Source organism: Pseudomonas migulae, from assembly GCF_043225285.1.
GTDB classification, from domain to species: domain Bacteria; phylum Pseudomonadota; class Gammaproteobacteria; order Pseudomonadales; family Pseudomonadaceae; genus Aquipseudomonas; species Aquipseudomonas migulae_C.
In genome coordinates this window covers 1,929,363-1,950,544 of sequence record NZ_CP171224.1, presented here as the reverse complement: position 1 = coordinate 1,950,544, position 21,182 = coordinate 1,929,363, and the positions used below count along the sequence as shown (strand labels likewise).

Below are 21,182 nucleotides of genomic sequence, written 5' to 3'. Positions count from 1 at the left end.
CTCTTCGCCATGTCCCGTCCCCAACGTCCCGTGTCCCGCCGCCCCGGCGCGAACGCCCCGTCATCAGCCCCGCGCCGTGTCGCCAAGGCGCCTCCGGCCGAGCCGAAGCTGATCCTGTTCAACAAGCCGTTCGATGTGCTGACGCAATTCAGCGACGGCGAAGGGCGGGCGACGCTCAAGGATTACATCGAGATCCCGGGCATTTATCCGGCCGGCCGGCTGGACCGCGACAGCGAAGGATTGCTGCTGTTGACCAACGACGGTCAGCTCCAGGCGCGGATCGCTGACCCCAAGCACAAGCTGGCCAAGACGTATTGGGTGCAAGTGGAAGGTGAGCCGAGTGCCGAACAGTTGCAGCGTCTGCGCGATGGCGTTGAGTTGAATGACGGCATGACTTTGCCTGCTGAAGCGCGGCAGTTGGATGAGCCCGAATTGTGGCCGCGCAACCCGCCGGTGCGCTTTCGCAAAAGCGTGCCGACCAGCTGGCTGGAGCTGGTGATACGCGAGGGGCGTAACCGTCAGGTGCGGCGGATGACGGCGGCGGTCGGCTTGCCGACGTTGCGCCTGGTGCGGGTCAGGATCGGCGACTGGTCGATCGAAGGGCTCGATCAGGGCCAGTGGAAGGAAGTGCCGGCGCGCTTATAAACTGCCGGATTCGATCAGGCCGATGACCACGCTTTTGATCACGAACGCGGCCACACCGAGGCCGAGCACGAAGAACAGGATGAACGAGCCAAAGCGCCCGGCCTTGGATTTTTTCGCCAGATCCCAGACGATGAAACCCATGAAAATGATCAGAATGCTGACCAGACCGGTCATCATCCACTCTTCGAATACTGCAGGATCCATCGGACATCTCCAGCGTGGGCGGGGCTAAAAGGCGCTGGAGTATACGGCATGGGGGATTGGCGCGGCATTGACCTGCGGCAGCGTGTCGCAGCTATTCGTCGCCCAACCCAGACCTGTAGGAGCGAGCCTGCTCGCGATGGACATGAGGGCGGCGCGTTTTACCAGGAGGCACGCGTTATCGTTAACGCCCATCGCCGGCAAGCCGGCTCCTACAGTTGGAATGCGTTCTCCTGTAGGAGCGAGCCTGCTCGCGAAAAACTATCAGGCGGCGCATTCATCCAGGCAGCCCGCGTTTTTGTTAACGCCCATCGCGAGCAGGCTCGCTCCTACAGGTAAGCGTGTCAGCTGCGCAGATGGGTTAAAGGCAGTTCAGTGCTGTTGAGCACCTGGTTCAACACAAAACTCGACCGCACGCTCGTCACCCCGTCGATCCGCGTCAGGTGCCCCAGCAGCAGTTTCTGGTAGTGATCCATGTCCGGCACCACGACCTTGAGCTGATAGTCCGCATCCATCCCCGTCACCAGGCTGCACTCCAGCACTTGCGGCAAGGTGCGAATCGCGGCTTCGAAGTTCTCGAATCGCTCGGGTGTGTGGCGGTCCATGCCGATCAGCACATAGGCCGTCAGGCTCAAACCGAGCATCTTGCGATCCAGCAAAGCCACCTGGCGCGAGATGTAGCCGTCGTCTTCCAGTTGTTTGACCCGGCGCGAACACGGGGAAGGTGACAGGCCGATGCGTTCGGCCAGCTCCTGGTTGGAGATGCGCGCGTCGCGCTGCAATTCCGCCAAAATGCTCAGGTCGTATCGGTCGAGTTTGCTCATCAATCAGGCCTTTGTCATATCGATTGCGGCAGATTATCTATCCAGGGTTAAAAATTGCGCAAGTCATGTTTATTTGAGCAATCTTCGCAATCCTCTGCTGGCGCCCCAGGCCTATTCTTATCACCAGAATCACTGCTCGGACAAACAGTCCACAGCGGCTCGCCCAATCAGGCCAGCCGCGGCCGCCACCCCCACCGGGGATGTGCCGGCCCCCGAGCTGCACACTGTCCAGAAGACGGCGTGAGGTGAGCCGACGTCATAAGCGTTGAGCACGGACGAAGTTCTCAAAGGGAGGCCGACGGGTCTCCCTTTTCTTTTGCCCGCAATTTTTCACCCGCCCTCAATAAATAAGTTGCGCGACTGATAACCTGTTGCAGAACCGGCCTGTGCTTTCCCAGTCTTACGTACAGGCCCTAACCCGCAGTGAGGAAAAGCATGAAGTCGCGCATCTGGCGTTTGGCCGGTGTTGGTTTGCTGTGTGTCAGTGTCACTGCGCAATCGCTGGCCGATGAGCCGCAGAACCGTGGTCCCGACAACGGACAACGGGGTGATGGCCATCAGGGCAACAATCAGGGGCATGGCGGCAACAATCAGCCACGCCCGCAAAACAATCCGCAGCAGAACAATCAGCCGCGGCCGCAGAACAACGAGATCATTCGTGGCGACAACAGTCGCCAGTTCGAGAACAACGGCCAGCCGCGCAATGGCGGGCAGTGGCAGAACAATCAGCCACGGGACAATCAGCCTCGCGACTTCAACAACCCCGTTCGGCCGCCACCGCCGCCGCCACAATTGCCGGCCAACGACCTGCCAATCCAGGGTCGGCCCGATACCGTGCGCCAGACCCAGCAACCACAACGTGGTTACTATCAGGACAACCCGCGTAACAACAACGGTTACAACCAGCATTGGCAGGCCGGCGGCCCGGGTTCGCGTCCCGATGACCACCGCTGGGCCGGTCGCCCTGACGGCCACGGTAACGGCTGGGGCCCGGGTCCGCAGTATCGTCCCGGGCATGTGATCGACCGTTTCCCGGACCGCGACTATCGCGTGCCGTATCGTGGCCAGGATTACTTCTACTCCGGCGGCTACTGGTATCGCCCGCTGGGTCCGCGCTATGTCGTCGTGCAGCCGCCTCGGGGGATCCGCGTCAGTTACCTGCCGGATTACGCGCGCGAGGTGTGGATCGGCGGCGCGTTGCTGTTCCTGGCGGCGGGTTCGTATTACGCCTATCAGGAAAACACTCAGGATTACGTGGTGGTCGAGCCGCCGGTGCAACCGCAGCCGCAGCCGCAGCCGACCAGCAACGGTTATGACGTGGTCGCCTATCCGGCCAACGGCCAGTCGTCGGAGCAGGTCAATCAGGACGGCTACGAGTGTTACCAGTACGCAGTGCAGCAGAGCGGCTTCGATCCACGCACGGCCACCTATCAACCAGACCCGTCGGTAGTGCAAGCCTACCGTCAGGCCCAGGGCAATTGCCTGAGCAGTCGCGGGTATCAGGTGAGTTTCTGACTCGCCCTGGCGGCCATCACCACTTCCTGCGGGTCCGCGTGCACCAGCACTTCGGCTCGCGGGTAAGCGGCGTGAATCGCATCCGCCGCCTGATCGCTGATGCCGTGGGCGACTGACAAGGTCAGATCCCCCGGCAGTTCCAGGTGCAATTGCACGAACCACTGGTTGCCGGAAACCCGGGTACGCAGGTCATGGGCACCCAGCACGCCGGGTACGCTGCACGCCAGTTCGAGCATGTGCTGGCTGACGTCCGGCGGCAGTTCCTCATCCATCAGCACGGTAAAACTTTCCCGGGCAATCTGGATGGCGCTCCAGAGAATGTACGCCGCGATCCCCAGGCCAAACCACGCATCCACCTGATGCCAGCCAAACCCGGCCAGCACCAGCGCGACCAGAATGCTGCCATTGAGCAGCATGTCCGACCGGTAATGCAGGGAGTCGGCGCGCACCGCGTTGGAACCGGTGGCCTTGACGACCCGGTGTTGCAGCATCAGCAACGCCAGCGTCAGCACCAGGGAAAACACGATCACGCCGATGCTGATCCACGGCGCCCCCACCGGTTCCGGATGCTTGAGTCGGTCGAATGCCTGCAAGGCAATCAACACCGCACTGCCCCCAATGAACAACGCCTGCGCCATGCCCGCCAGCGATTCGGCCTTGCCGTGCCCGTAACGATGATCGTCATCGGCGGGGCGCAGCGCGTAATGCACCGCCAGCAGGTTGAGCAGCGAGGTGACGCCATCGAGTGTCGAATCGGTCAACCCGGCGAGCATGCTCACCGAACCGCTCAACCACCACGCGATGGCCTTGGCGACGATCAACGTGCACGCCACCGCCACCGAGGCACGGGTCGCCAGCCGCAGCAGGCGGGCGTGTTCGGAGCTGGAAATCATAGGTGCGGCTATTCCTTTATGGGCACGGATTACGCGGCAGGTTGCAGGCCGAGCAGGGCCAGTTGCTGAGTGCTGCCCTTGTGCTGGATCAGGCGTGGATCGTCCAGCGGGAAGCTGCGGCCCAGTTCGGTTTCAAGAATAGTCTGCAATTTGTGGGTATCGACCTTGCCGTCGGCGCCGATCGCTTCCTTGAGTTTTTCCGGCGCCACGTGAGCGGTCTCGCCGGGTGCGTAGTAAATCGCCCCGGTGGCAAAGTCCACGGCAAAGGCGATCAGGCCAGGGATGATGTAGAACAGCAGGCCTATGGCGTCGAGCGCGGCGATGGCCGGGTCGATCTTGCCGTCGATCTGCCCGCGGCGATCAGGGTAGAAGATCGATCCGCAAGCGGTCACCTGGGTCAACAGGGTCGCTACCAAAACACCGCCAATCAGGCGAAAGGGAACACGCATATGAAATCTCCTGGGTAATTTCAAAACGAAAGGGCGTCTCTATGAATTAGGACCCTGATAAACGCCGAGCAGTTCGCCGTTATACTCGCCGCTCTGTTTTGGAGCCAGCATGATTTCTTTGCCGATTGATGAAGTTTTACCCGCTCTGCGTGAAGCCTTGGCGACACGCCACGAAGCCGTGCTCGAAGCACCGCCCGGCGCCGGTAAAACCACCCGTGTGCCATTGGCCTTGCTCAACGAGGCGTGGCTGGCCGGGCAGACCATCCTGATGCTCGAACCGCGCCGGTTGGCGGCGCGGGCGGCGGCGGAGCGGCTGGCCAGCGAGCTGGGGGAAAAGGTCGGCGAAACCGTCGGCTATCGCATTCGGCTCGATAGCAAGGTGGGCCCCAACACGCGTATCGAAGTGGTCACCGAAGGCATTCTCACCCGGCGCCTGCAGGATGATCCGGCGCTGGAAGGCGTGGGCTTGCTGATCTTCGACGAATTCCACGAGCGCAGTCTCGACGCCGATCTGGCCCTGGCCCTGAGCCTGAATGGTCGGGAGCTGTTCCGCGAAGATCAACCGCTGAAAATCCTGTTGATGTCGGCCACCCTGGAAGGCGAACGCCTCGCCGGGCTGCTCGACGATGCGCCGATCCTGCGCAGCGAAGGTCGCATGTATCCGGTAGCGATGCGCTGGGGTCGGCCGTTCCAGCCCGGCGAGTTCATCGAGCCGCGCCTGGTGCAGACCATCCTCGAAGCCTTGAATGACGAAACCGGCAGCCTCCTGGTGTTCCTGCCGGGCCAAGCGGAAATCCGCCGCGTGCATCAGCAACTGGCCGATGCGCTGGGCGACAGCACATCGGTGGTGCTCTGCCCGTTGCACGGCGAACTGGACCTCGCCGCACAACGCGCCGCGATTGATCCGGCACCGGCAGGCAAACGCAAAGTGGTGCTGGCGACCAACATCGCCGAAACCAGCCTGACCATCGACGGCGTGCGCGTGGTGATCGACGCCGGGCTGGCGCGCGTGCCGCGTTTCGATCCCGGCAGCGGCATGACCCGCCTCGACACGCAGCGCATCTCCCGGGCCAGTGCCACCCAGCGCGCGGGGCGGGCAGGGCGGCTGGAACCGGGCGTGTGTTATCGCCTGTGGTCGCAGGATCAGCACGAGCAACTGGCGGCGTATGCCAGTGCGGAAATTCTTTCGGCGGACCTTGCCGGGCTGGCCTTGCAGCTCGGTCGCTGGGGTGTGACACCGGGGCAGTTGGTGTGGCTCGACATCCCGCCGGCAGCGGCTTATGCACAGGCTCAGGACTTGCTGGATCGCCTCGGGGCGCTGGATGGAGAAACGTTGACCCGTCACGGTCAGGCCATGGCCGAACTGCCGGCGCATCCGCGTATCGCGCATTTGTTGTTGCGCGGTCAGGCGCTTGGCTTGGCGGAAATGGCGTGCGATGTCGCGGCATTGCTCGGCGAGCGGGATATCTTGCGCGGCGCTGGCGCCGATCTGCACAGCCGTCTGGTGTTGTTGTCCGGTGAAGAACGGGCGGCGCGCGGCGCTCAGGGCGGTGTGCAACGGGCCCGGCAACTGGCGCGGCAGTATCGCGGTTATCTGCGAGGCAAGGCGTCGGAACCGGTTAGCGATCCGGATCATCCACGTTGGCTCGGTGCGTTGTTGGCGCTGGCTTATCCCGACCGTGTGGCGCAGCAGCGGCGTGCCGGCGGCGCGGAATATCGACTGGCCAACGGTCGTGCGGCGTTGTTCGCCGAAGCCGACAGTTTGATGAAGCAACCGTGGCTGGTGATCGCCGATCTGGGCAGTCGCCAAGGGCAGCGTGAAGAGCGGATTTACCTGGCGACGGATTTCGATCCGGGGCTTTTCGATTCGGTGCTGGCCGAGCAGGTGCGGGTGGTCGATCAGCTGGATTGGGACGAGCGCGAAGGCGTGTTGCGGGCCGAGCGGCAGCGTAAGGTCGGGGAACTGATCCTCAGCCGTGAACCGTTGACCGGGCTGGATGAAACCGCGCGCAGTCAGGCGCTGGTGAACCTGGTGCGACGCAAAGGGCTGGAGCTGTTGCCGTGGACGCCGGAGCTGCGGCAGTGGCAGGCGCGTGTGGCGTTGCTGCGGCAGCTGGATCTGGCTGGCAAGGGTGAGAGTGAGTGGCCGGATGTCAGCGATGCGGCGTTGGTCAACAGCCTTGAACACTGGTTGATGCCGTACCTGGGTAAGGTCTCGCGGCTCAGTCATTTTGCCAATCTGGACCTGTCGAGCATCGTTCATAACCTGCTGCCGTGGCCATTGCCGCAGCGCCTGGATGAACTGGCGCCGCATCATTTGAGCGTGCCGTCGGGGTCGTCGATTCGTCTGGACTACAGCGAGCAGCCACCGATTCTGGCGGTGCGTTTGCAGGAGTTGTTCGGGCTGGCCGACACCCCGCGCATTGCCGGCGGGCGGCAGGTGGTGAAGTTGCATCTGTTGTCACCGGCACGGCGGCCAGTGCAGGTGACGCAGGACCTGGCGAACTTCTGGCGCAGTACGTATGCCGAGGTGAAGAAGGATTTGAAGGGGCGGTATCCGAAGCATTACTGGCCGGATGACCCGCTGGTGGCCGAAGCCACCGCGCGGGTGAAACCGAGAAAGTCCTGACGTCGTATCCGGTCTGGTTTAAAAATGGAAATACTGCAACATCCAGTGCGGCGCTCCCTTTTCGCCCATCTTCTCAATTACGGTTCCATGGCGGATAGATTGCATCCAGCAACAAAGGGCCTCTCCGTCAAAGCAGTGAGCCGAGGGCCAGCGTTACCAACTACATAAATGGTCGATTTATGCCATTGTCCGTCCATAGGTATACCTGATTGCGTCTGACTTGTGGCGCCGGTGGCTTCGATAGTCAAGGACGCTGATGCTGCAGAATGGTACCTCGTCAGATGAACGTCTGTGACTGTCGCAACGGATTTACCGGAGGCATACCAAGTTGTGACCTTAGCAGTGATGGACTCATTGTTAACTCCAAAACCGCATCCATATTGTCTCGTTACTGCATCAGGAGGAGGGGGCTTTAGGTGCGGTATAAGTGGTGAAACTGGTATTTGTGTCACACCTTCTTCGACGGGCGTCTGTGCCGCGACTTGTTGATATGCACTAAATAACGCAACCCAAGCAAGAATGATTGGGAGTAGAGTTTTTTTATTGATCGTGGACATACAATAATACTCCGTTTGCTAATTAATGGTCGGTTCGATCAAGCGTCCGTAAGAGTCTGGTGCGAGAATTTCCCATATCGACACGCGCGATAACTTGTCAGGCGTGGGTTAGTCGTTTTTTACCGAAAGTTTCAATGCGGAAGTACTGTGATAAATCACAGTTTTTTATAACTATTTGGAATCAGCTGGATAACGTATCAACGCCTTTGGCATTCCAGACTTGCCGAGGTGGGATCCGTTGGTGGCCGAAGCCACCGCGCGGATCAAACCCGCAAGTAAAATGCGCACTCCACTGTAGGACCCGGCTTGCTGGCGATCGCGGTGTGTCAGTCAGCCGATTTGTTTACTGGGTCACCGCGATCGCCAGCAAGCCGGCTCCTACAGGTTTGATTTCACCCCACCTCTCAAACATCCACATCCCTCGTAGGAGCCGGCTTGCCGGCGATGGGGTTCTTGGATGTTGCACCGATCTTTCGGACGCCATCGCCAGCCAGCTGGCTCCTACAGGATTGGGTTTACCCCAACTTCTCAAACATCCACGAACGTTGTAGGAGCGAGCTTGCTCGCGAAAAACGTCCAGACAACGCGTTCATCCAGGCCGCCCGCGTTATCGTTAACGTTCTTCGCGAGCAAGCTCGCTCCTACAGAGGATCGTGTGATCTTTCGGCCTTGGCGGTGAGCTGTTCGCGGCAATAGTCGGCAAACAGCTGCGCCGGTTTGGTCAGTTGCCCGCGCTTGAGCCACGCCGCCACCAATCCCGAGCCGGTGACGTCTTCGACGATGTCCACGCACACCACTTTCTGGCCGTCGTAGGTGCATTCCGAATGTGGCCGGGTGACCAGGATCGAGAAGCCGAACCCTTGGCCGACCATGCCCCGGACCATCTCGATCGACGGTGAGCTGAAGGCGATGTTGGGCGACAGGTTCAATTCTTCGAACAGACTGACGAAGTAAGTCCGGCTCGGTTGCACGTCCAGCAGAATCATCGGCTCCAGGCACAGATCACGTAGCGAAACTTGCTTGAGTTGGGCGAAGCGATGATCCGCTGGCAGCAGCGCGTAAGGTCGCTGCGCCGGCATCAGCGGTTCGGTTTCGATGGTCGCGTCGAGGTCGTGCTCATAGAGGATCGCCAGGTCGAAGGTGCCCGAGGTCAGGCCTTGCACCAGTTCCTGCTGCTCGCCGTCGCGGATGCGGATCTTCACGCCGGGGTACAGCGCAGAGAACCCGGCAATCAACTGTGGCAGGTACAGCGGCGCGACGGTTTCGAAGCAGCCGATATCGATCTGCCCGGCCACCACGTCATTGTCGGCCAGGGCGTTCTGTTCGAACTCCTTGGCCATGCGCAGCAGTTCCTGGGCCTTGCGGTAGAAGCGTGCACCGCTCGGGGTCAGGGACACGCCCTGTGCGTGATGACGGATCAGCAGTTGCACGCCGAAACTGTCTTCCAGGCCTTTGATCGCCGTGGAGATCGCCGGCTGGGCGATGTACAGCTTGCGCGAAGCCTCGGCGACGCTGCCGCATTCGACGGTGGTGATGAAGTATTTCAATTGACGCAGGTTGTAGGCAGCCACGGCAAACCTCGGGGTGGATGGACTCGACATCCAGCAATTTTTGCGCCGACTGCGTCCGTTCTGACGACGGTGTTGTTGTGCCTGAACAATAACCACATCCCGCGCCACCGTGGAGATGGGCTGAACAGTTTTTTCATGGTCTGCGATGACATTTTTACTATTTTTCCTCGACACGGGCCTGAGCCACCATCCAAGCACAAGAAAAGCCCATGGAGCATTTGAACGTGTTCGAGCTTGCAGATTGGCAAAAAAAGGCGGCAGTACTGTCTTTCCCCGACCAGGCGATGATCGACGGTAAACACCGTTCGGCGCTGTCCGGCCAGACCTTCACCGCCATCAACCCGGCCACCGGCCAGGTCCTGGCCCACGTGGCGGCCTGCGGCGCCGAAGACGTGGACGCAGCGGTGAAAAATGCACAGCAGGTGTTCGAGGCCGGCACCTGGTCGGCGCGTTCACCGGCTGAACGCAAGCAAGTGCTGCTGCGCCTCGCCGACCTGATCCTGACCCATCGCGAAGAACTGGCGCTGCTGGATTCGCTGAACATGGGCAAACCGGTGATGGATGCCTACAACATCGACGTGCCGGGCGCTGCCGGGGTGTTTCGCTGGTACGCCGAAAGCCTCGACAAACTCTACGACCAGATCGCCCCGAGCGCTAAGAACGTGTTGGCGACAATTACCCGCGAAGCGCTGGGCGTGGTCGCCGCCGTGGTGCCGTGGAATTTCCCGCTGGACATGGCCGCGTGGAAACTCGCCCCGGCCCTGGCCGCCGGCAATTCGGTGATCCTCAAACCCGCCGAGCAATCACCGTTTTCCGCCCTGCGCCTGGCCGAGCTGGCGCTGGAAGCCGGTCTTCCCGCCGGCGTACTGAACGTGCTGCCCGGGCTTGGCGAGCAGACCGGCAAAGCCCTCGGCTTGCACCCGGACGTCGATTGCCTGGTGTTCACCGGCTCCACCGAAGTCGGCAAATATTTCATGCAGTATTCCGCGCAATCGAACCTGAAACAGGTGTGGCTGGAATGCGGTGGCAAGAGCGCCAACCTGGTGTTCGCCGATTGCCAGGACCTGGACCTCGCCGCCGAGAAAGCCGCGTTCGGCATCTTCTTCAATCAGGGCGAAGTGTGCTCCGCCAACTCACGGTTGCTGGTGCAGCGTTCGATTCACGATGAGTTCGTCGAGCGCCTCAAGGCCCAGGCCGAACGCTGGCTGCCGGGCGATCCGCTGGACCCGTCGAGCAGCGCCGGGGCGATCGTCGACAGCCGCCAGACCGCGCGCATCATGAAGTTCATCGAGCAGGCCGAGCGTCAGGGCGCCACCCGGGTGTGCGGCGGTCGGCAGTCGATTTTCAACGGTTCCGACAACTTCATTCAGCCGACGATCTTCACCGGTGTGACCCCGGACATGCCGCTGTTTCGCGATGAAGTATTCGGGCCGGTGCTGGCAGTGACGGCGTTCGATGACGAGGCACACGCCTTGCAACTGGCCAACGACAGCGTTTACGGTCTGGCCGCTTCGCTGTGGACCGACGACCTCAATCGCGCGCACCGCGTGGCGCGGCAATTGCGCGCCGGCACGGTGTCGGTGAACAGCGTCGATGCACTCGACGTGACGGTGCCATTCGGCGGCGGCAAGCAGTCCGGTTTCGGCCGTGACCTGTCGCTGCACTCATTCGATAAATACACCCAGTTGAAGACCACCTGGTTTCAGCTGCGCTAAAAACAAAACGGAGAACTGGCGATGACCACACCACGTGAAACCCGCGACTACCAGGCCGCCGACGCTGCGCACCACATCCATGCATTCGTCGATCAGAAGGCGCTCAACGACGAAGGACCGCGCGTGATGGTCCGCGGCGAACGCCTGCACCTGTGGGACAACGATGGTCGGCGCTACCTCGACGGCATGTCCGGGCTGTGGTGCACCAACCTCGGTTACGGCCGCAAGGACCTGGCGGCTGCGGCGGCTCAGCAGCTTGAGCAACTGCCGTACTACAACATGTTTTTCCACACCACCCACCCGCAGGTGATCGAGCTTTCGGAGCTGTTGTTCAGCCTGTTGCCGGGGCACTACAGCCACGCGATCTACACCAACTCCGGCTCGGAAGCCAACGAGGTGCTGATCCGTACCGTGCGCCGTTACTGGACGATTCTCGGCAAGCCCGAGAAGAAAATCATGATCGGTCGCTGGAACGGTTATCACGGTTCGACGCTGGCGGCGACGGCGCTCGGCGGCATGAAGTTCATGCACGAAATGGGCGGCATGCTGCCGGACATCGAGCACATCGACGAGCCGTATTTTTTCGCCCACGAAGGCAACCTGACCCCGGCCGAATTCGGCCTGCGGGCGGCGCAGCAACTCGAAGCGAAGATTCTCGAGCTGGGCGCGGACAAGGTCGCCGGGTTCATCGCCGAACCGTTCCAGGGCGCGGGCGGGATGATCTTCCCGCCAGAAAGCTACTGGCCGGAAATCCAGCGGATCTGCCGCAAGTACGACGTGCTGTTGTGCGCCGACGAAGTGATCGGCGGCTTCGGTCGCACCGGCGAATGGTTCGCCCACGAGCACTTCGGTTTCGAGCCGGACACGTTGTCGATCGCCAAGGGCCTGACCTCCGGCTACATCCCCATGGGCGGGCTGATTCTGTCGAAGAAAATGGCGCAGGTGTTGGTCGAGCAGGGCGGCGTGTTTGCCCACGGCCTGACGTACTCCGGGCACCCGGTAGCGGCGGCGGTGGCCATCGCCAACCTCAAGGCGTTGCGCGATGAAGGGGTGGTGACGCGGGTCAAGGATGACATCGGGCCGTACCTGCAACAGTGCCTGCGCGAGGTGTTCGGCAATCACCCGTTGGTGGGGGATATCCAGGGCGTCGGGATGGTTGCGGCGTTGCAGTTGGCGGAGGACAAAACCAGTCGCAAGCGTTTCGCCAACGAGAACGACATTGCCTGGCGCTGCCGCACGATTGGCTTTGAGGAGGGCGTGATCATTCGTTCGACGCTGGGGCGGATGATCATGGCGCCGGCGTTGATTGCCAGTCGGGAAGAGGTTGATGAGCTGGTGGGCAAGACCCTGAAAGCGGTTGATCGTACGGCTCAGGAATACGGCCGGCTCTGATGTAGCCGGAAGGTCCTTCGGACCTTAATCGCGAGCAGGCTCGCTCCTACATTGGATCTGTGTCGATCACAAATCCCCTGTAGGAGCGAGCCTGCTCGCGATTGCTATTGCCGATTCAACACACCTCTCAGGTTTTGCACCCACCCCGTGCACCCCCGCCAACACCGCCCTTTTTCCGCGCACGCTACCCAGTTTTTTCATCACTCCCACCGACATATTTCCTAATTTTCCTAATCCCCACCTTGGTCCAACATCGACCTCGCCAGTCAGCCGAACGCTGCCCGCCAACCGGTCCATCAGAGACCAAAAATGGCAGCGCTCCTCAAGGCTGCTGGCCGTACTGCCCATGACAAAACTAAATCAACAGCTTTGGGAGTGCTCCATGATCAAGTCCTTGCTTACTCGCGTCGTTCATCCACTGGCGGTCACCGCCATCGCTGCCACGGTCGCCACCAGCGCCCAGGCCGGCACCCTCTCTATCGGCCATACCACGTGGGTCGGTTACGGCACCCTCTACCTCGCTCAGGACCTGGGCTACTTCAAGGAAGGCGGTTTGACCGTCGAGTTGCCCGTCGTCGAAGAAGCCTCGATGTACATGGCCGCGCAGGCGTCGGGCGAGTTGTCCGGCTCGGCCTCGACCATCGACGAAGTGCTGAAATACCGTCCGCAGTTCTGCTTCAAGGCGGTCGCCGCGCTCGATGACAGCCATGGTGGCGACGGTGTTCTGGTGGGCAAGGACGTCAAGAGTCTGCAGGAGCTGAAAGGCAAGGCTGTGGCGGTGAACGAAGGTTCGACTTCACAGTTCTGGCTCTCATACCTGCTGAAGAAACACGGCATGACCATGAGCGACATCACCGTGCAGAACATGACGGCCGATGACGCCGCCACCGCGTTCATTGCCGGTCGCGTGCCGGCTGCCGTGACCTGGGAACCGCACCTGTCGATGGTCCGTGACAAGAAGCAAGGCAAAGTCTTGATCGACAGCAGCAGCACACCGGGCGTGATTGTCGATGTGGTCGCACTCAACTGCACGGTCATCGAGAAGCAGCCGGAAGACGTCAAGGCGTTGGTCGCCGGTCTGTACAAGGCGGTGCAGTACACCAAGGATCATCCTGAAGAAGCCTACAAAATCATGGCCAAGGGCGTCGGCGGTTACCTCGCCGATCCGAAGGAACTGGCCGCCGCCGCGCAAGGTGTGCGCTTCTACGATCAGGCCATGAGCGAAAAACTACTGGGCGCACCGGGCAAGCCGGGCGACAGCGAGCCGTTGATCAAACTGGCCAACGAAACCGCCAGTGAATTGCAGGGCAAACCCTACAACGTCAGCAATGACGATTTGATCGACAACCGTTTCGTCAGCCCGCTGTAGGAGGTTCCCATGTTCAAGCGCAATTCATGGCTGAGCCGCGCCATCACGCCCAAGACCGGTTTGCCGGTGTCGGTGATCTGGAGCGCGAGCGGCCTGGCCTGGGTGTTGTTGGTGGGGCTGTGGGCCGGGTTGTCTTACGGCGGCATCGTGCCGGGCATGTTCCTGCCGACACCGGGCGCGGTGGTCGAAGCCGCCGTGCGCCTGGGCCGCGACGGCACCCTCGGTCTGCATGTGTGGGCCAGCCTCGAAGTGGTGGTGGTCGGTTTCGTCGTTTCGTCGCTGGTGGCAGTGCCGCTGGGGTTACTGATGGGCAGCTTCCGCATCGTCCAGGCGTTCCTCGAGCCGATGGTGAATTTCATCCGTTACCTGCCGGTGACCTCGTTTGTGCCGTTGTTCATTCTGTGGATCGGCATCGGCCTGGAGCAGCGGGTCTCGGTGATCATCTTCGGTGTGTTTTTCCAGCAACTGGTGATGATCGCGGACGTGTCCAAAGGCATTTCCAAGGACCTGATCAACGCCTCTTACACCCTGGGTTCGAACCGTCGCGATGCGGTGTTGCATGTGATCGCACCGGCCTCGTTGCCGGGCGTGCTCGACACCTTGCGCGTGACCATGGGCTGGGCCTGGACATACCTGGTGGTCGCCGAACTGGTCGCCGCTTCCAGTGGCCTGGGTTACCTGAGCCTCAAAGCCATGCGCGGCTTTCAGGTGGATGTGATTTTCCTCGCCATCGCGATCATCGGCCTGCTCGGCCTGGTCACCGATCAACTGTTCCGTTTCCTTCGCCTGAGGATTGCCGCATGGGCTCAGTAACCGCCGTCAACCCGCGTCTTGTCATTCCGATGGCTACCCCGACGCACGCCGCGCCACGTCTGCAAGTGGACAAGGTCAGCCTGCGCTATCAAAAGCCCGATGGCGGCGTGTTCACCGCGCTGGATCAGGTTTCGTTCGAAGTCCCGGACCAGCAATTCGCCGTGCTGGTCGGGCCGTCGGGTTGCGGCAAGTCGAGTTTGCTGTACCTCACTGCCGGGCTGAACGAGCCTACGGAAGGCGAGATTTATGTCGGCGGTCAGCAAGTTCAGGGGCCTGGCGCGGACCGCGGCATGGTGTTCCAGAGCTACACGCTGTTTCCGTGGCTGACCGTGCGACAGAACGTCGAGTTCGGCCTCAAGCGTCGCGGCATGGCGGCGGCGCAGCGCAAGGACATCGTCGATTACTACGTCAACGAAGTCGGCCTCAGCGGGTTCGCCGACAACTACGCCAAGCAGTTGTCGGGCGGCATGATGCAGCGTGTGGCGATTGCCCGCGCGTTGGCCAACGACCCGCAGATCCTGCTGATGGACGAACCCTTCGGCGCCCTCGACAGCCAGACGCGCCTGCAAATGCAGCAGCTGCTACTGCGTGTCTGGGGCAACAGCAAGAAGACCGTGTTGTTCGTGACCCACGACATCGACGAGGCGATTCTGCTGGGTGACCGGGTCTATGTGATGGGCGCGCGGCCGGGGCGGATCAAGCAGATTCTCGACGTGCCGATCGAACGTCCGCGGACCCTGGACATGGTCATGGAACGCTCGTTCATCGAGATGAAACGCGATATTTTCGGGTTGCTGCATGACGACCTGGAGGAGGTCCATTGAGTGTCCCGCAATCCCCTGTAGGAGCCGGCTTGCTGGCGATGGCGTCGGTACCTTCAACGATGATGTTGCCTGACACACCGCTATCGCCAGCAAGCCGGCTCCTACAAGGTTTTGTGTTTGGCCGGGGCTACGGCGCAGCCGGCAGGAGGAACCGCGCAATCACCGGCAAATGATCGGAAATGCGCAACGTATCGTCCTGCCGCACCATCGCCTCGACCCGCTTGATCCGCGGGCTGTAGAACAGGTAGTCAACGGTCCGGTCCGGGCCGTTCAGCCCCGGATCATTCGGGTAATGAGTCAGCCACCGTGCCCGGTCGATGCCGCTGGCTTCGTTGTTGGTCGGAATCATCGGGTACTTGTCCCACAACAGATGCAGCGCGCTGTCGGCGGAGTAGGGCGTGCGTTGCTCAGTGGGCAGGCGTCGGTATTGTCCCAGCGGCAACAGATTGAAATCCCCGCCGATCAGCCACGGTGTGCCACGGCTTTCGTACTTGTCGAGGACTTTGGCGACGGCGGTCACCTGGGCCTGCAACGTGTCGTCAGGCTGGAGGACACGGTCCAGGTGGGTGTTGAGCACCGCGATCTGGCCGCCGTCGCTCAGGGGCAGGTAAGTCACCAGCAAGGCGTTTTTCGGTTTGAACTGGCGGCTGATGAAGTTGACCGGCTCGACCGGCAGTTGCAGGCGTTCGGCGTGTTCGATCTGGAAGCGGCTGAGGGTTGCCAGTTGCCGGCCGACGCTGCCAAAGATGTGCGGCTGCGGGACGAAATCGGCTTTCCAGTCGAAGGCGTGGGCACTGCAGGGGTACAGGTCGGCGACGCGCTCCTGAAGCAGTTTGAACTGGTTCTGGTAGTCGCTGGCCTTGGCGCCATCGTCGAGTTCTTGCAGCAACACGATGTCCGGTTGCTCGTCGCGAATCACCCGCGCCACTTCGTCGAGGCTGAAGGCCATGTCTTCGGGGGTAGGGTTTTCGTCGGTGCCGGCGGCGAGGTCATTCCAGAACACATAGCGCTTGCCCGCCAGGTACTGGACGTTCCAGGTCATGACCTTCAGCGCCTGCCCGGGCACCAGCGTCGGTGCCTGTGAGTTGCAACTGACCGGCAACGTTTCCCTGGCGTCGGGGCGCCAGGTCAGGTTGTAGATCAGCAAGGCCATCAGGCCGACGAACATCAACAGGCCCAGCAGGGTGTAGCGCAGCAGTCGGGTCATGGCACGGCTTATCGCGTTACAAAAGATGGCCCCGAGCATAACCGACTGTCGGACCGAAGCCCACGGTCAGAGCGGCCGGTCGATTTTCTCGGGAACGTCGCTGATCAGCATGAACAAACGGAACAACACCACGCTGGTGAACAGCTGCAAAAAGCTGTGGGCGCTGTCGATCACCAGCGAAATCACCGGGTTCTGCGGCTCGGGATAAACGTTGAGCGTCACCCCCTTGAGCAGCCACAACGGGCCCATCACACACAGGATGCACACCAGGATGCGCAGGAAATGACCGCGGGTCAGGCGCAGGCTTTCCTTCATCGCCGCCAGTGGCGCCAGGCCGCGCAGCACCAGCAGGTATTCGCCGAACGCCAGGGTCACCATCAGCCAGATGCCCGGCAGGAAGTACAACGACAGGCCGAGCAGGATCAGCAGGGTATTGAGCGCCGTGAGGAGGGCGAAGCGCGGCCACAGGTAGGCGGCTCTCGACAGCAGGTCACGGTTGCGCGGCGATTCGCCACGGCTGCGCGCGTCGAGAAACAGGATCAGCGCGGCGGTGTACAGCGGATACACCAGCAGGCCGACGATCACGCTGATGCCGGGAAAACTGTCCGGCACGGTGTTGTGGTCGACCACTTGTTGCAGCAGCGCTTCGAAAATCACCAGCGGCAGGCACAGCCGCACAATCTGGCCCAGATTGCGCTTGAAGAAATACAGCGAGTCACGCAGTACATCGAACGGATTCATCAGTCGGTATCGCAGGTGGTGGAAAGCAGTGGCCCACTTTAACCGATGCAACGCGTCGGGGCGCAAACGTAAACGTTCGGTAAAGGCCGTTGAAACAACTTGTTTCAGCCTCCATTAAGGTCGAGCGCCGTATCCTCTTTGGAGAAGGTCACCGATTTTCCGGCAATCTACGAGGTCGCCATGAACACCGAAGAACAAACCCTGATCGATGGACTGTTTTCCCGGCTGCAACAGGCCGAAACGGACGCAGCCCCGCGCGACGCCCTGGCCGAGGCGCGGATCAAGGAGCATCTGGCTCGCCAACCCGCGGCGGGCTACTTCATGACCCAGGCCATTCTGGTGCAAGAGGCTGCGATCAAGAGCCTCGACCAACAGAACAAGCAACTCACCGAGCAAATCCAGCAATTGCAGGCTGAACTGCAATCGGCCAAGGCGCAGACCGCCGCGCCGGCACCGAGCGGTGGTGGTTTCCTGTCGAGTATCTTCGGCGGCAGTTCCCGTGAAGCGCCTGCGCCAAGCGCGCCGCCCTCCAACGGTGGCTGGCGTGAACCGGGCCGCCCGTCGTTCAACGCCCAGCCACCGCAGCAGAATTTCGGTGCACCGCCACCGCAGCAGAATTACGCGCCGCAACAGCCGGCCGGCAGTGGCTTTCTCGGTGGCGCGCTGAAAACCGCCGCCGGCGTGGCGGGTGGCGTGATGCTGGCACAGGGCATCAGCAGCCTGTTTCATCACAACCAGCAACCGGAAGTGGTTGAAGTGATCAAGGAAGAACCGGCCCAGGTCAACGATCAGAGCGGTGACAACGGCTGGGGCGATGACCGGCGCATGGCTGACAATTCCAATGATCAGGGCGGTTACGCCGACGCTGACTACAACGATGACAGTTCATCGTTTTTCGGCGGCGACGACGATTCCTTCGTCTGACACGCCATTCGTCCGGAGCGCTGCGGCGCTCCGGGCCGATTATTCGCGGAACAATCCTCCGGACTGGCATACTGGGCAACTTTTCGGGCCCGGTGCCTGATCCCGCCTGCGCGAAAGAGGATGCACGGTGAAAAAAATTGCAGTGTTCGCCGATGTCCAGAACCTCTATTACACCGTGCGCCAGGCCTATGGTTGCCACTTCAACTACGCCGCTCTGTGGGCTGACATCAGCAAGCAGGGCGAGATCGTCGAGGCTTACGCCTACGCGATCGATCGCGGCGACAGCAAACAGCAGCAGTTCCAGCAGATCCTGCGCAACCTCGGCTTCACCGTGAAGCTCAAACCCTACATCCAGCGCAGCGACGGCTCGGCCAAGGGCGACTGGGACGTGGGCATCACCCTCGACATCATGGACGCTGCCGATCACGTCGACGAAGTGGTGCTGGCCTCCGGTGACGGTGATTTCGACATGCTGCTGGAACGCATCATCGCCAAGCACGGCGTGCAAGCCGTGGCCTACGGCGTACCGGGCCTGACCGCCAACTCGCTGATCCGCGCCGCCAGTCGTTATGTGCCGATCGAAGGCGCGTTGCTGCTCAAGAATTGATTTTTACGGAGTTGAAACAGGTTTGGAACGCATAGCAGTCATCGACTTTGAAACCACCGGGATCTCCCCGAGCAGCAGCTGCCGGGCCACGGAAATTGCCGTGGTGATCCTTGAACAGGGGCGCATCGTCGAGCGTTACCAGAGCCTGATGAACGCCGGCGTGCGCGTCCCGGCCTTCATCGAACAACTCACCGGCATCAGCAACGCCATGCTGCGCACCGCGCCCTCGGCCGAGCAGGTGATGAACGAGGTCAACGAATTCGTCGGCACCACGCCACTGCTGGCGCACAACGCGGCGTTCGACCAGAAGTTCTGGGATTTTGAATTGGGGCGGATCAAACGCACGCGGTTGCAGAACTTTGCCTGTTCGCTGCTACTGGCCCGTCGATTGATGCCGGCTGCGCCGAATCACAAACTCGGCACCCTCACCACTTTCGCGTGCCTGCCCAACACCGGTAAAGCTCACCGGGCCATGGCCGACGCCGAGATGGCGGCCAACCTGACGGCGCATCTGGCGCAAGAGTTGCGGCAGAAGCACGGGCTGCGCGAGTTGTCCCATGATTTGTTGGTCAGTTTGCAGAAAGTGCCGGCGGCCAAAATCAACGAACACCTCAAGCGCCATCGCGGGTTTTGACAGAAACACCGGTGAACCCCTGTGGGAGCGAGCCTGCTCGCGATAGCGGTGTATCAGTCGACATCAATGTTGAATGATAAATCGCTATCGCGAGCAGGCTCGCTCCTACAGGGTTTGTGTTGTCTCAGGGCTTTCCATTGGCTTCCAGCTGTCCCAGCGGCACGCGCTTCTCTATCGCGCTCGACAGCACGATCGACGTCTTGCTGAACCCGAACGTGGCAATCCGGTTGATCAGCTCTTCCAGCTCCGGCATCGAACCCACCGCCGCTTGCATGATCACGCACGGATCACCTGTTACCCGGTGGCATTCGGTCAGCTGTGGGATTTTGATCAGGTCGTCGTAGGCCTTTTGATTGCCGTGCTGGTTCAGCCGCAGTTCGATCACGCACTGGATCGGCAAGCCCAGCTTGGCCATGTCGACTTTTGCCTGGTAGCCGGTGATCACCCCGCTGGCCTCAAGCTTGGCCACGCGTTCGGCCACGGCCGGGGCGGACAGGTTGACCTTGCGCGCAAGGTCGGCGTAGGACGCGCGACCGTTTTCCAGCAGGGCGCTGAGGAGCATGCGGTCGTATTTGTCCATGGTGATTTTCCTGAAAAATGACTGACTTTCGAAAGCACGGTTTATAGCGCCGATCTCCGTGATTTGAAAAGTGTACCGTCGCTATAAACAGGTTTTGTAACTTATTTTCCGCGGTTGGCCTTTCTAGAATAGCGGTTCATTTGTCCTTGCCTGCGAGCTTCCCAATGCCTGGCCTGCGCCGTTTTCCCTTGCCCTTGATCGCCGCCTTTTTCGCCTTGTACGTGATTTGGGGCTCGACCTATCTGGTGATCCGCATCGGTATCGAATACTGGCCGCCGCTGTTGCTTGCCGGTATCCGTTTCGTGATTGCCGGAACGTTGATGTACGCGTTCCTGCGCTGGCGCGGGGCGCCGGCACCGACATGGACGCAGTGGAAAGCCGCGGGCATCATCGGGATTTTGCTGCTCAGCTTCGGCAACGGAGCGGTGAGCGTGGCTGAGCACACTGGCGTGGCATCGGGGGTTGCTGCCTTGGCGGTGGCGACGGTACCGCTGTTTACCTTGCTCTGTGGATATTTCTGGGGAGCCCGTAATACCCGTCTCGAATGGGCCGGGATTGTGCTCGGGATGATCGGCATCGCCATGCTCAACCTGGGTTCCAACCTGCAATCGAGCCCGCTGGGTGCGATGTTGCTGATCTTTGCGGCAGCGGCCTGGGCGTTCGGTTCAGTCTGGAGCAAACACTTGCCGTTGCCCCAGGGCGCGATGGCCAGTGCCGTGGAAATGCTGGTGGGCGGCGTGGCGCTGCTGATCGGCAGTGCGATGAGCGGTGAACATCTGGAGGCCATGCCACCGATTGAAGGGTGGGCGGCGCTGGCCTACCTGACCTTCTTCGGTTCGATCATCGCCTTTAACGCCTACATGTACCTGTTGAAAAACGTACGTCCGGCGGCGGCCACCAGTTATGCCTACGTCAACCCGGCGGTGGCGGTGTTGCTGGGGATCGTGTTTGTCGGCGAGACCATCGGCATCGAAGAAGCGCTGGCCATGCTGGTGATCATCAGCGCCGTGGTGTTGATCGGTTTGCCGCAGTGGCGCCGGACGCCTGTGCAGCCGGCCGTAGCGGTGCCGACAGAATCCCGTGTGAATTAGG

20 protein-coding genes are annotated in these 21,182 nt (G+C 61.3%); 12 read left to right on the top strand and 8 right to left on the bottom strand.

Annotated elements, in window-relative coordinates:
- Positions 1-9: 9 nt before the first annotated feature.
- Positions 10-645: a pseudouridine synthase gene (locus tag ACF6ZU_RS09025; RefSeq protein WP_392891681.1), complete on the top strand. Its 636-nt coding sequence runs from the start codon at positions 10-12 to the stop codon at positions 643-645.
- On the opposite strand, the gene ACF6ZU_RS09020 is transcribed toward ACF6ZU_RS09025, so the two are convergent.
- Both ACF6ZU_RS09020 and ACF6ZU_RS09015 read right to left on the bottom strand, forming a co-directional pair.
- Positions 640-849 (bottom strand): DUF2788 domain-containing protein, encoded by a 210-nt coding sequence (locus ACF6ZU_RS09020; protein ID WP_093229943.1) that lies wholly within the window; start codon positions 847-849, stop codon positions 640-642. The genes ACF6ZU_RS09025 and ACF6ZU_RS09020 overlap by 6 nt on opposite strands.
- A gap of 341 nt (positions 850-1,190) precedes the next feature.
- The gene (locus ACF6ZU_RS09015) at positions 1,191-1,670 is read right to left on the bottom strand and encodes an Lrp/AsnC family transcriptional regulator (protein WP_150744035.1); all 480 of its coding nucleotides are present in this window, start codon (positions 1,668-1,670) and stop codon (positions 1,191-1,193) included.
- Between the two features lie 435 nt (positions 1,671-2,105).
- Here ACF6ZU_RS09015 and ACF6ZU_RS09010 point away from each other — a divergent pair, with 435 nt between their 5' ends.
- Entirely contained in the window at positions 2,106-3,185 is a 1,080-nt protein-coding gene (locus ACF6ZU_RS09010; protein ID WP_392891679.1) for a DUF6515 family protein, read from the top strand.
- On the opposite strand, the gene ACF6ZU_RS09005 is transcribed toward ACF6ZU_RS09010, so the two are convergent.
- Both ACF6ZU_RS09005 and ACF6ZU_RS09000 read right to left on the bottom strand, forming a co-directional pair.
- Positions 3,170-4,078 (bottom strand): cation diffusion facilitator family transporter, encoded by a 909-nt coding sequence (locus ACF6ZU_RS09005; protein ID WP_392891677.1) that lies wholly within the window; start codon positions 4,076-4,078, stop codon positions 3,170-3,172. The genes ACF6ZU_RS09010 and ACF6ZU_RS09005 overlap by 16 nt on opposite strands.
- A 29-nt stretch (positions 4,079-4,107) precedes the next feature.
- Positions 4,108-4,527: a polyribonucleotide nucleotidyltransferase gene (locus ACF6ZU_RS09000; protein ID WP_392891675.1), complete on the bottom strand. Its 420-nt coding sequence runs from the start codon at positions 4,525-4,527 to the stop codon at positions 4,108-4,110.
- 109 nt (positions 4,528-4,636) lie between these two features.
- On the opposite strand from ACF6ZU_RS09000, the gene hrpB reads away from it, so the two are divergent.
- Positions 4,637-7,156 (top strand): ATP-dependent helicase HrpB, encoded by a 2,520-nt coding sequence (gene hrpB / locus ACF6ZU_RS08995; RefSeq protein WP_392891673.1) that lies wholly within the window; start codon positions 4,637-4,639, stop codon positions 7,154-7,156.
- Between the two features lie 1,198 nt (positions 7,157-8,354).
- Here hrpB and ACF6ZU_RS08990 read toward each other — a convergent pair.
- Entirely contained in the window at positions 8,355-9,284 is a 930-nt protein-coding gene (locus tag ACF6ZU_RS08990; RefSeq protein ID WP_392893758.1) for a LysR substrate-binding domain-containing protein, read from the bottom strand.
- A gap of 224 nt (positions 9,285-9,508) precedes the next feature.
- Between ACF6ZU_RS08990 and ACF6ZU_RS08985 the strand changes: the two genes are divergently transcribed.
- The 5 genes from ACF6ZU_RS08985 to ACF6ZU_RS08965 all read left to right on the top strand — a co-directional run bounded on the left by ACF6ZU_RS08985 (position 9,509) and on the right by ACF6ZU_RS08965 (position 15,397).
- Positions 9,509-10,999, top strand: coding sequence for an aldehyde dehydrogenase (locus ACF6ZU_RS08985; protein WP_392893756.1), 1,491 nt, complete (start codon positions 9,509-9,511; stop codon positions 10,997-10,999).
- A gap of 21 nt (positions 11,000-11,020) precedes the next feature.
- Entirely contained in the window at positions 11,021-12,391 is a 1,371-nt protein-coding gene (locus tag ACF6ZU_RS08980) for an aspartate aminotransferase family protein (RefSeq protein WP_392891672.1), read from the top strand.
- A gap of 382 nt (positions 12,392-12,773) precedes the next feature.
- Positions 12,774-13,760 (top strand): ABC transporter substrate-binding protein, encoded by a 987-nt coding sequence (locus ACF6ZU_RS08975; RefSeq protein ID WP_392891670.1) that lies wholly within the window; start codon positions 12,774-12,776, stop codon positions 13,758-13,760.
- A gap of 9 nt (positions 13,761-13,769) precedes the next feature.
- The gene (locus ACF6ZU_RS08970) at positions 13,770-14,573 is read left to right on the top strand and encodes an ABC transporter permease (RefSeq protein ID WP_392891668.1); all 804 of its coding nucleotides are present in this window, start codon (positions 13,770-13,772) and stop codon (positions 14,571-14,573) included.
- Positions 14,561-15,397 (top strand): ABC transporter ATP-binding protein, encoded by an 837-nt coding sequence (locus ACF6ZU_RS08965; protein WP_392891666.1) that lies wholly within the window; start codon positions 14,561-14,563, stop codon positions 15,395-15,397. The genes ACF6ZU_RS08970 and ACF6ZU_RS08965 overlap by 13 nt, the downstream gene beginning before the upstream one ends.
- Positions 15,398-15,524: 127 nt before the next feature.
- Here the strand turns inward: ACF6ZU_RS08965 and ACF6ZU_RS08960 are convergent, their stop codons facing one another.
- Complete coding sequence (locus ACF6ZU_RS08960) at positions 15,525-16,604, bottom strand: endonuclease/exonuclease/phosphatase family protein (RefSeq protein WP_392891665.1); 1,080 nt, start codon at positions 16,602-16,604, stop codon at positions 15,525-15,527.
- 66 nt (positions 16,605-16,670) lie between these two features.
- On the bottom strand, positions 16,671-17,345 hold the full coding sequence (locus ACF6ZU_RS08955; protein ID WP_392891663.1) for a YciC family protein: 675 nt from the start codon (positions 17,343-17,345) through the stop codon (positions 16,671-16,673).
- A 180-nt stretch (positions 17,346-17,525) separates the two neighbouring features.
- On the opposite strand from ACF6ZU_RS08955, the gene ACF6ZU_RS08950 reads away from it, so the two are divergent.
- The 3 genes from ACF6ZU_RS08950 (at position 17,526) to ACF6ZU_RS08940 (ending at position 19,510) form a co-directional block, all read left to right on the top strand.
- A complete protein-coding gene (locus ACF6ZU_RS08950; RefSeq protein WP_392891661.1) occupies positions 17,526-18,269 on the top strand; it encodes a DUF2076 domain-containing protein in 744 nt (247 codons plus the stop codon).
- A 127-nt stretch (positions 18,270-18,396) separates the two neighbouring features.
- Positions 18,397-18,876 (top strand): NYN domain-containing protein, encoded by a 480-nt coding sequence (locus tag ACF6ZU_RS08945; RefSeq protein WP_064675757.1) that lies wholly within the window; start codon positions 18,397-18,399, stop codon positions 18,874-18,876.
- Positions 18,877-18,898: 22 nt separating this feature from the next.
- A complete protein-coding gene (locus tag ACF6ZU_RS08940) occupies positions 18,899-19,510 on the top strand; it encodes a PolC-type DNA polymerase III (RefSeq protein WP_392891659.1) in 612 nt (203 codons plus the stop codon).
- A 124-nt stretch (positions 19,511-19,634) separates the two neighbouring features.
- Here ACF6ZU_RS08940 and ACF6ZU_RS08935 read toward each other — a convergent pair whose 3' ends face one another.
- On the bottom strand, positions 19,635-20,090 hold the full coding sequence (locus ACF6ZU_RS08935) for an Lrp/AsnC family transcriptional regulator (RefSeq protein WP_008031743.1): 456 nt from the start codon (positions 20,088-20,090) through the stop codon (positions 19,635-19,637).
- A gap of 164 nt (positions 20,091-20,254) precedes the next feature.
- On the opposite strand from ACF6ZU_RS08935, the gene yedA reads away from it, so the two are divergent.
- Positions 20,255-21,181, top strand: coding sequence for a drug/metabolite exporter YedA (gene yedA, locus ACF6ZU_RS08930; RefSeq protein ID WP_392891657.1), 927 nt, complete (start codon positions 20,255-20,257; stop codon positions 21,179-21,181).
- Position 21,182 lies beyond the last annotated feature (1 nt).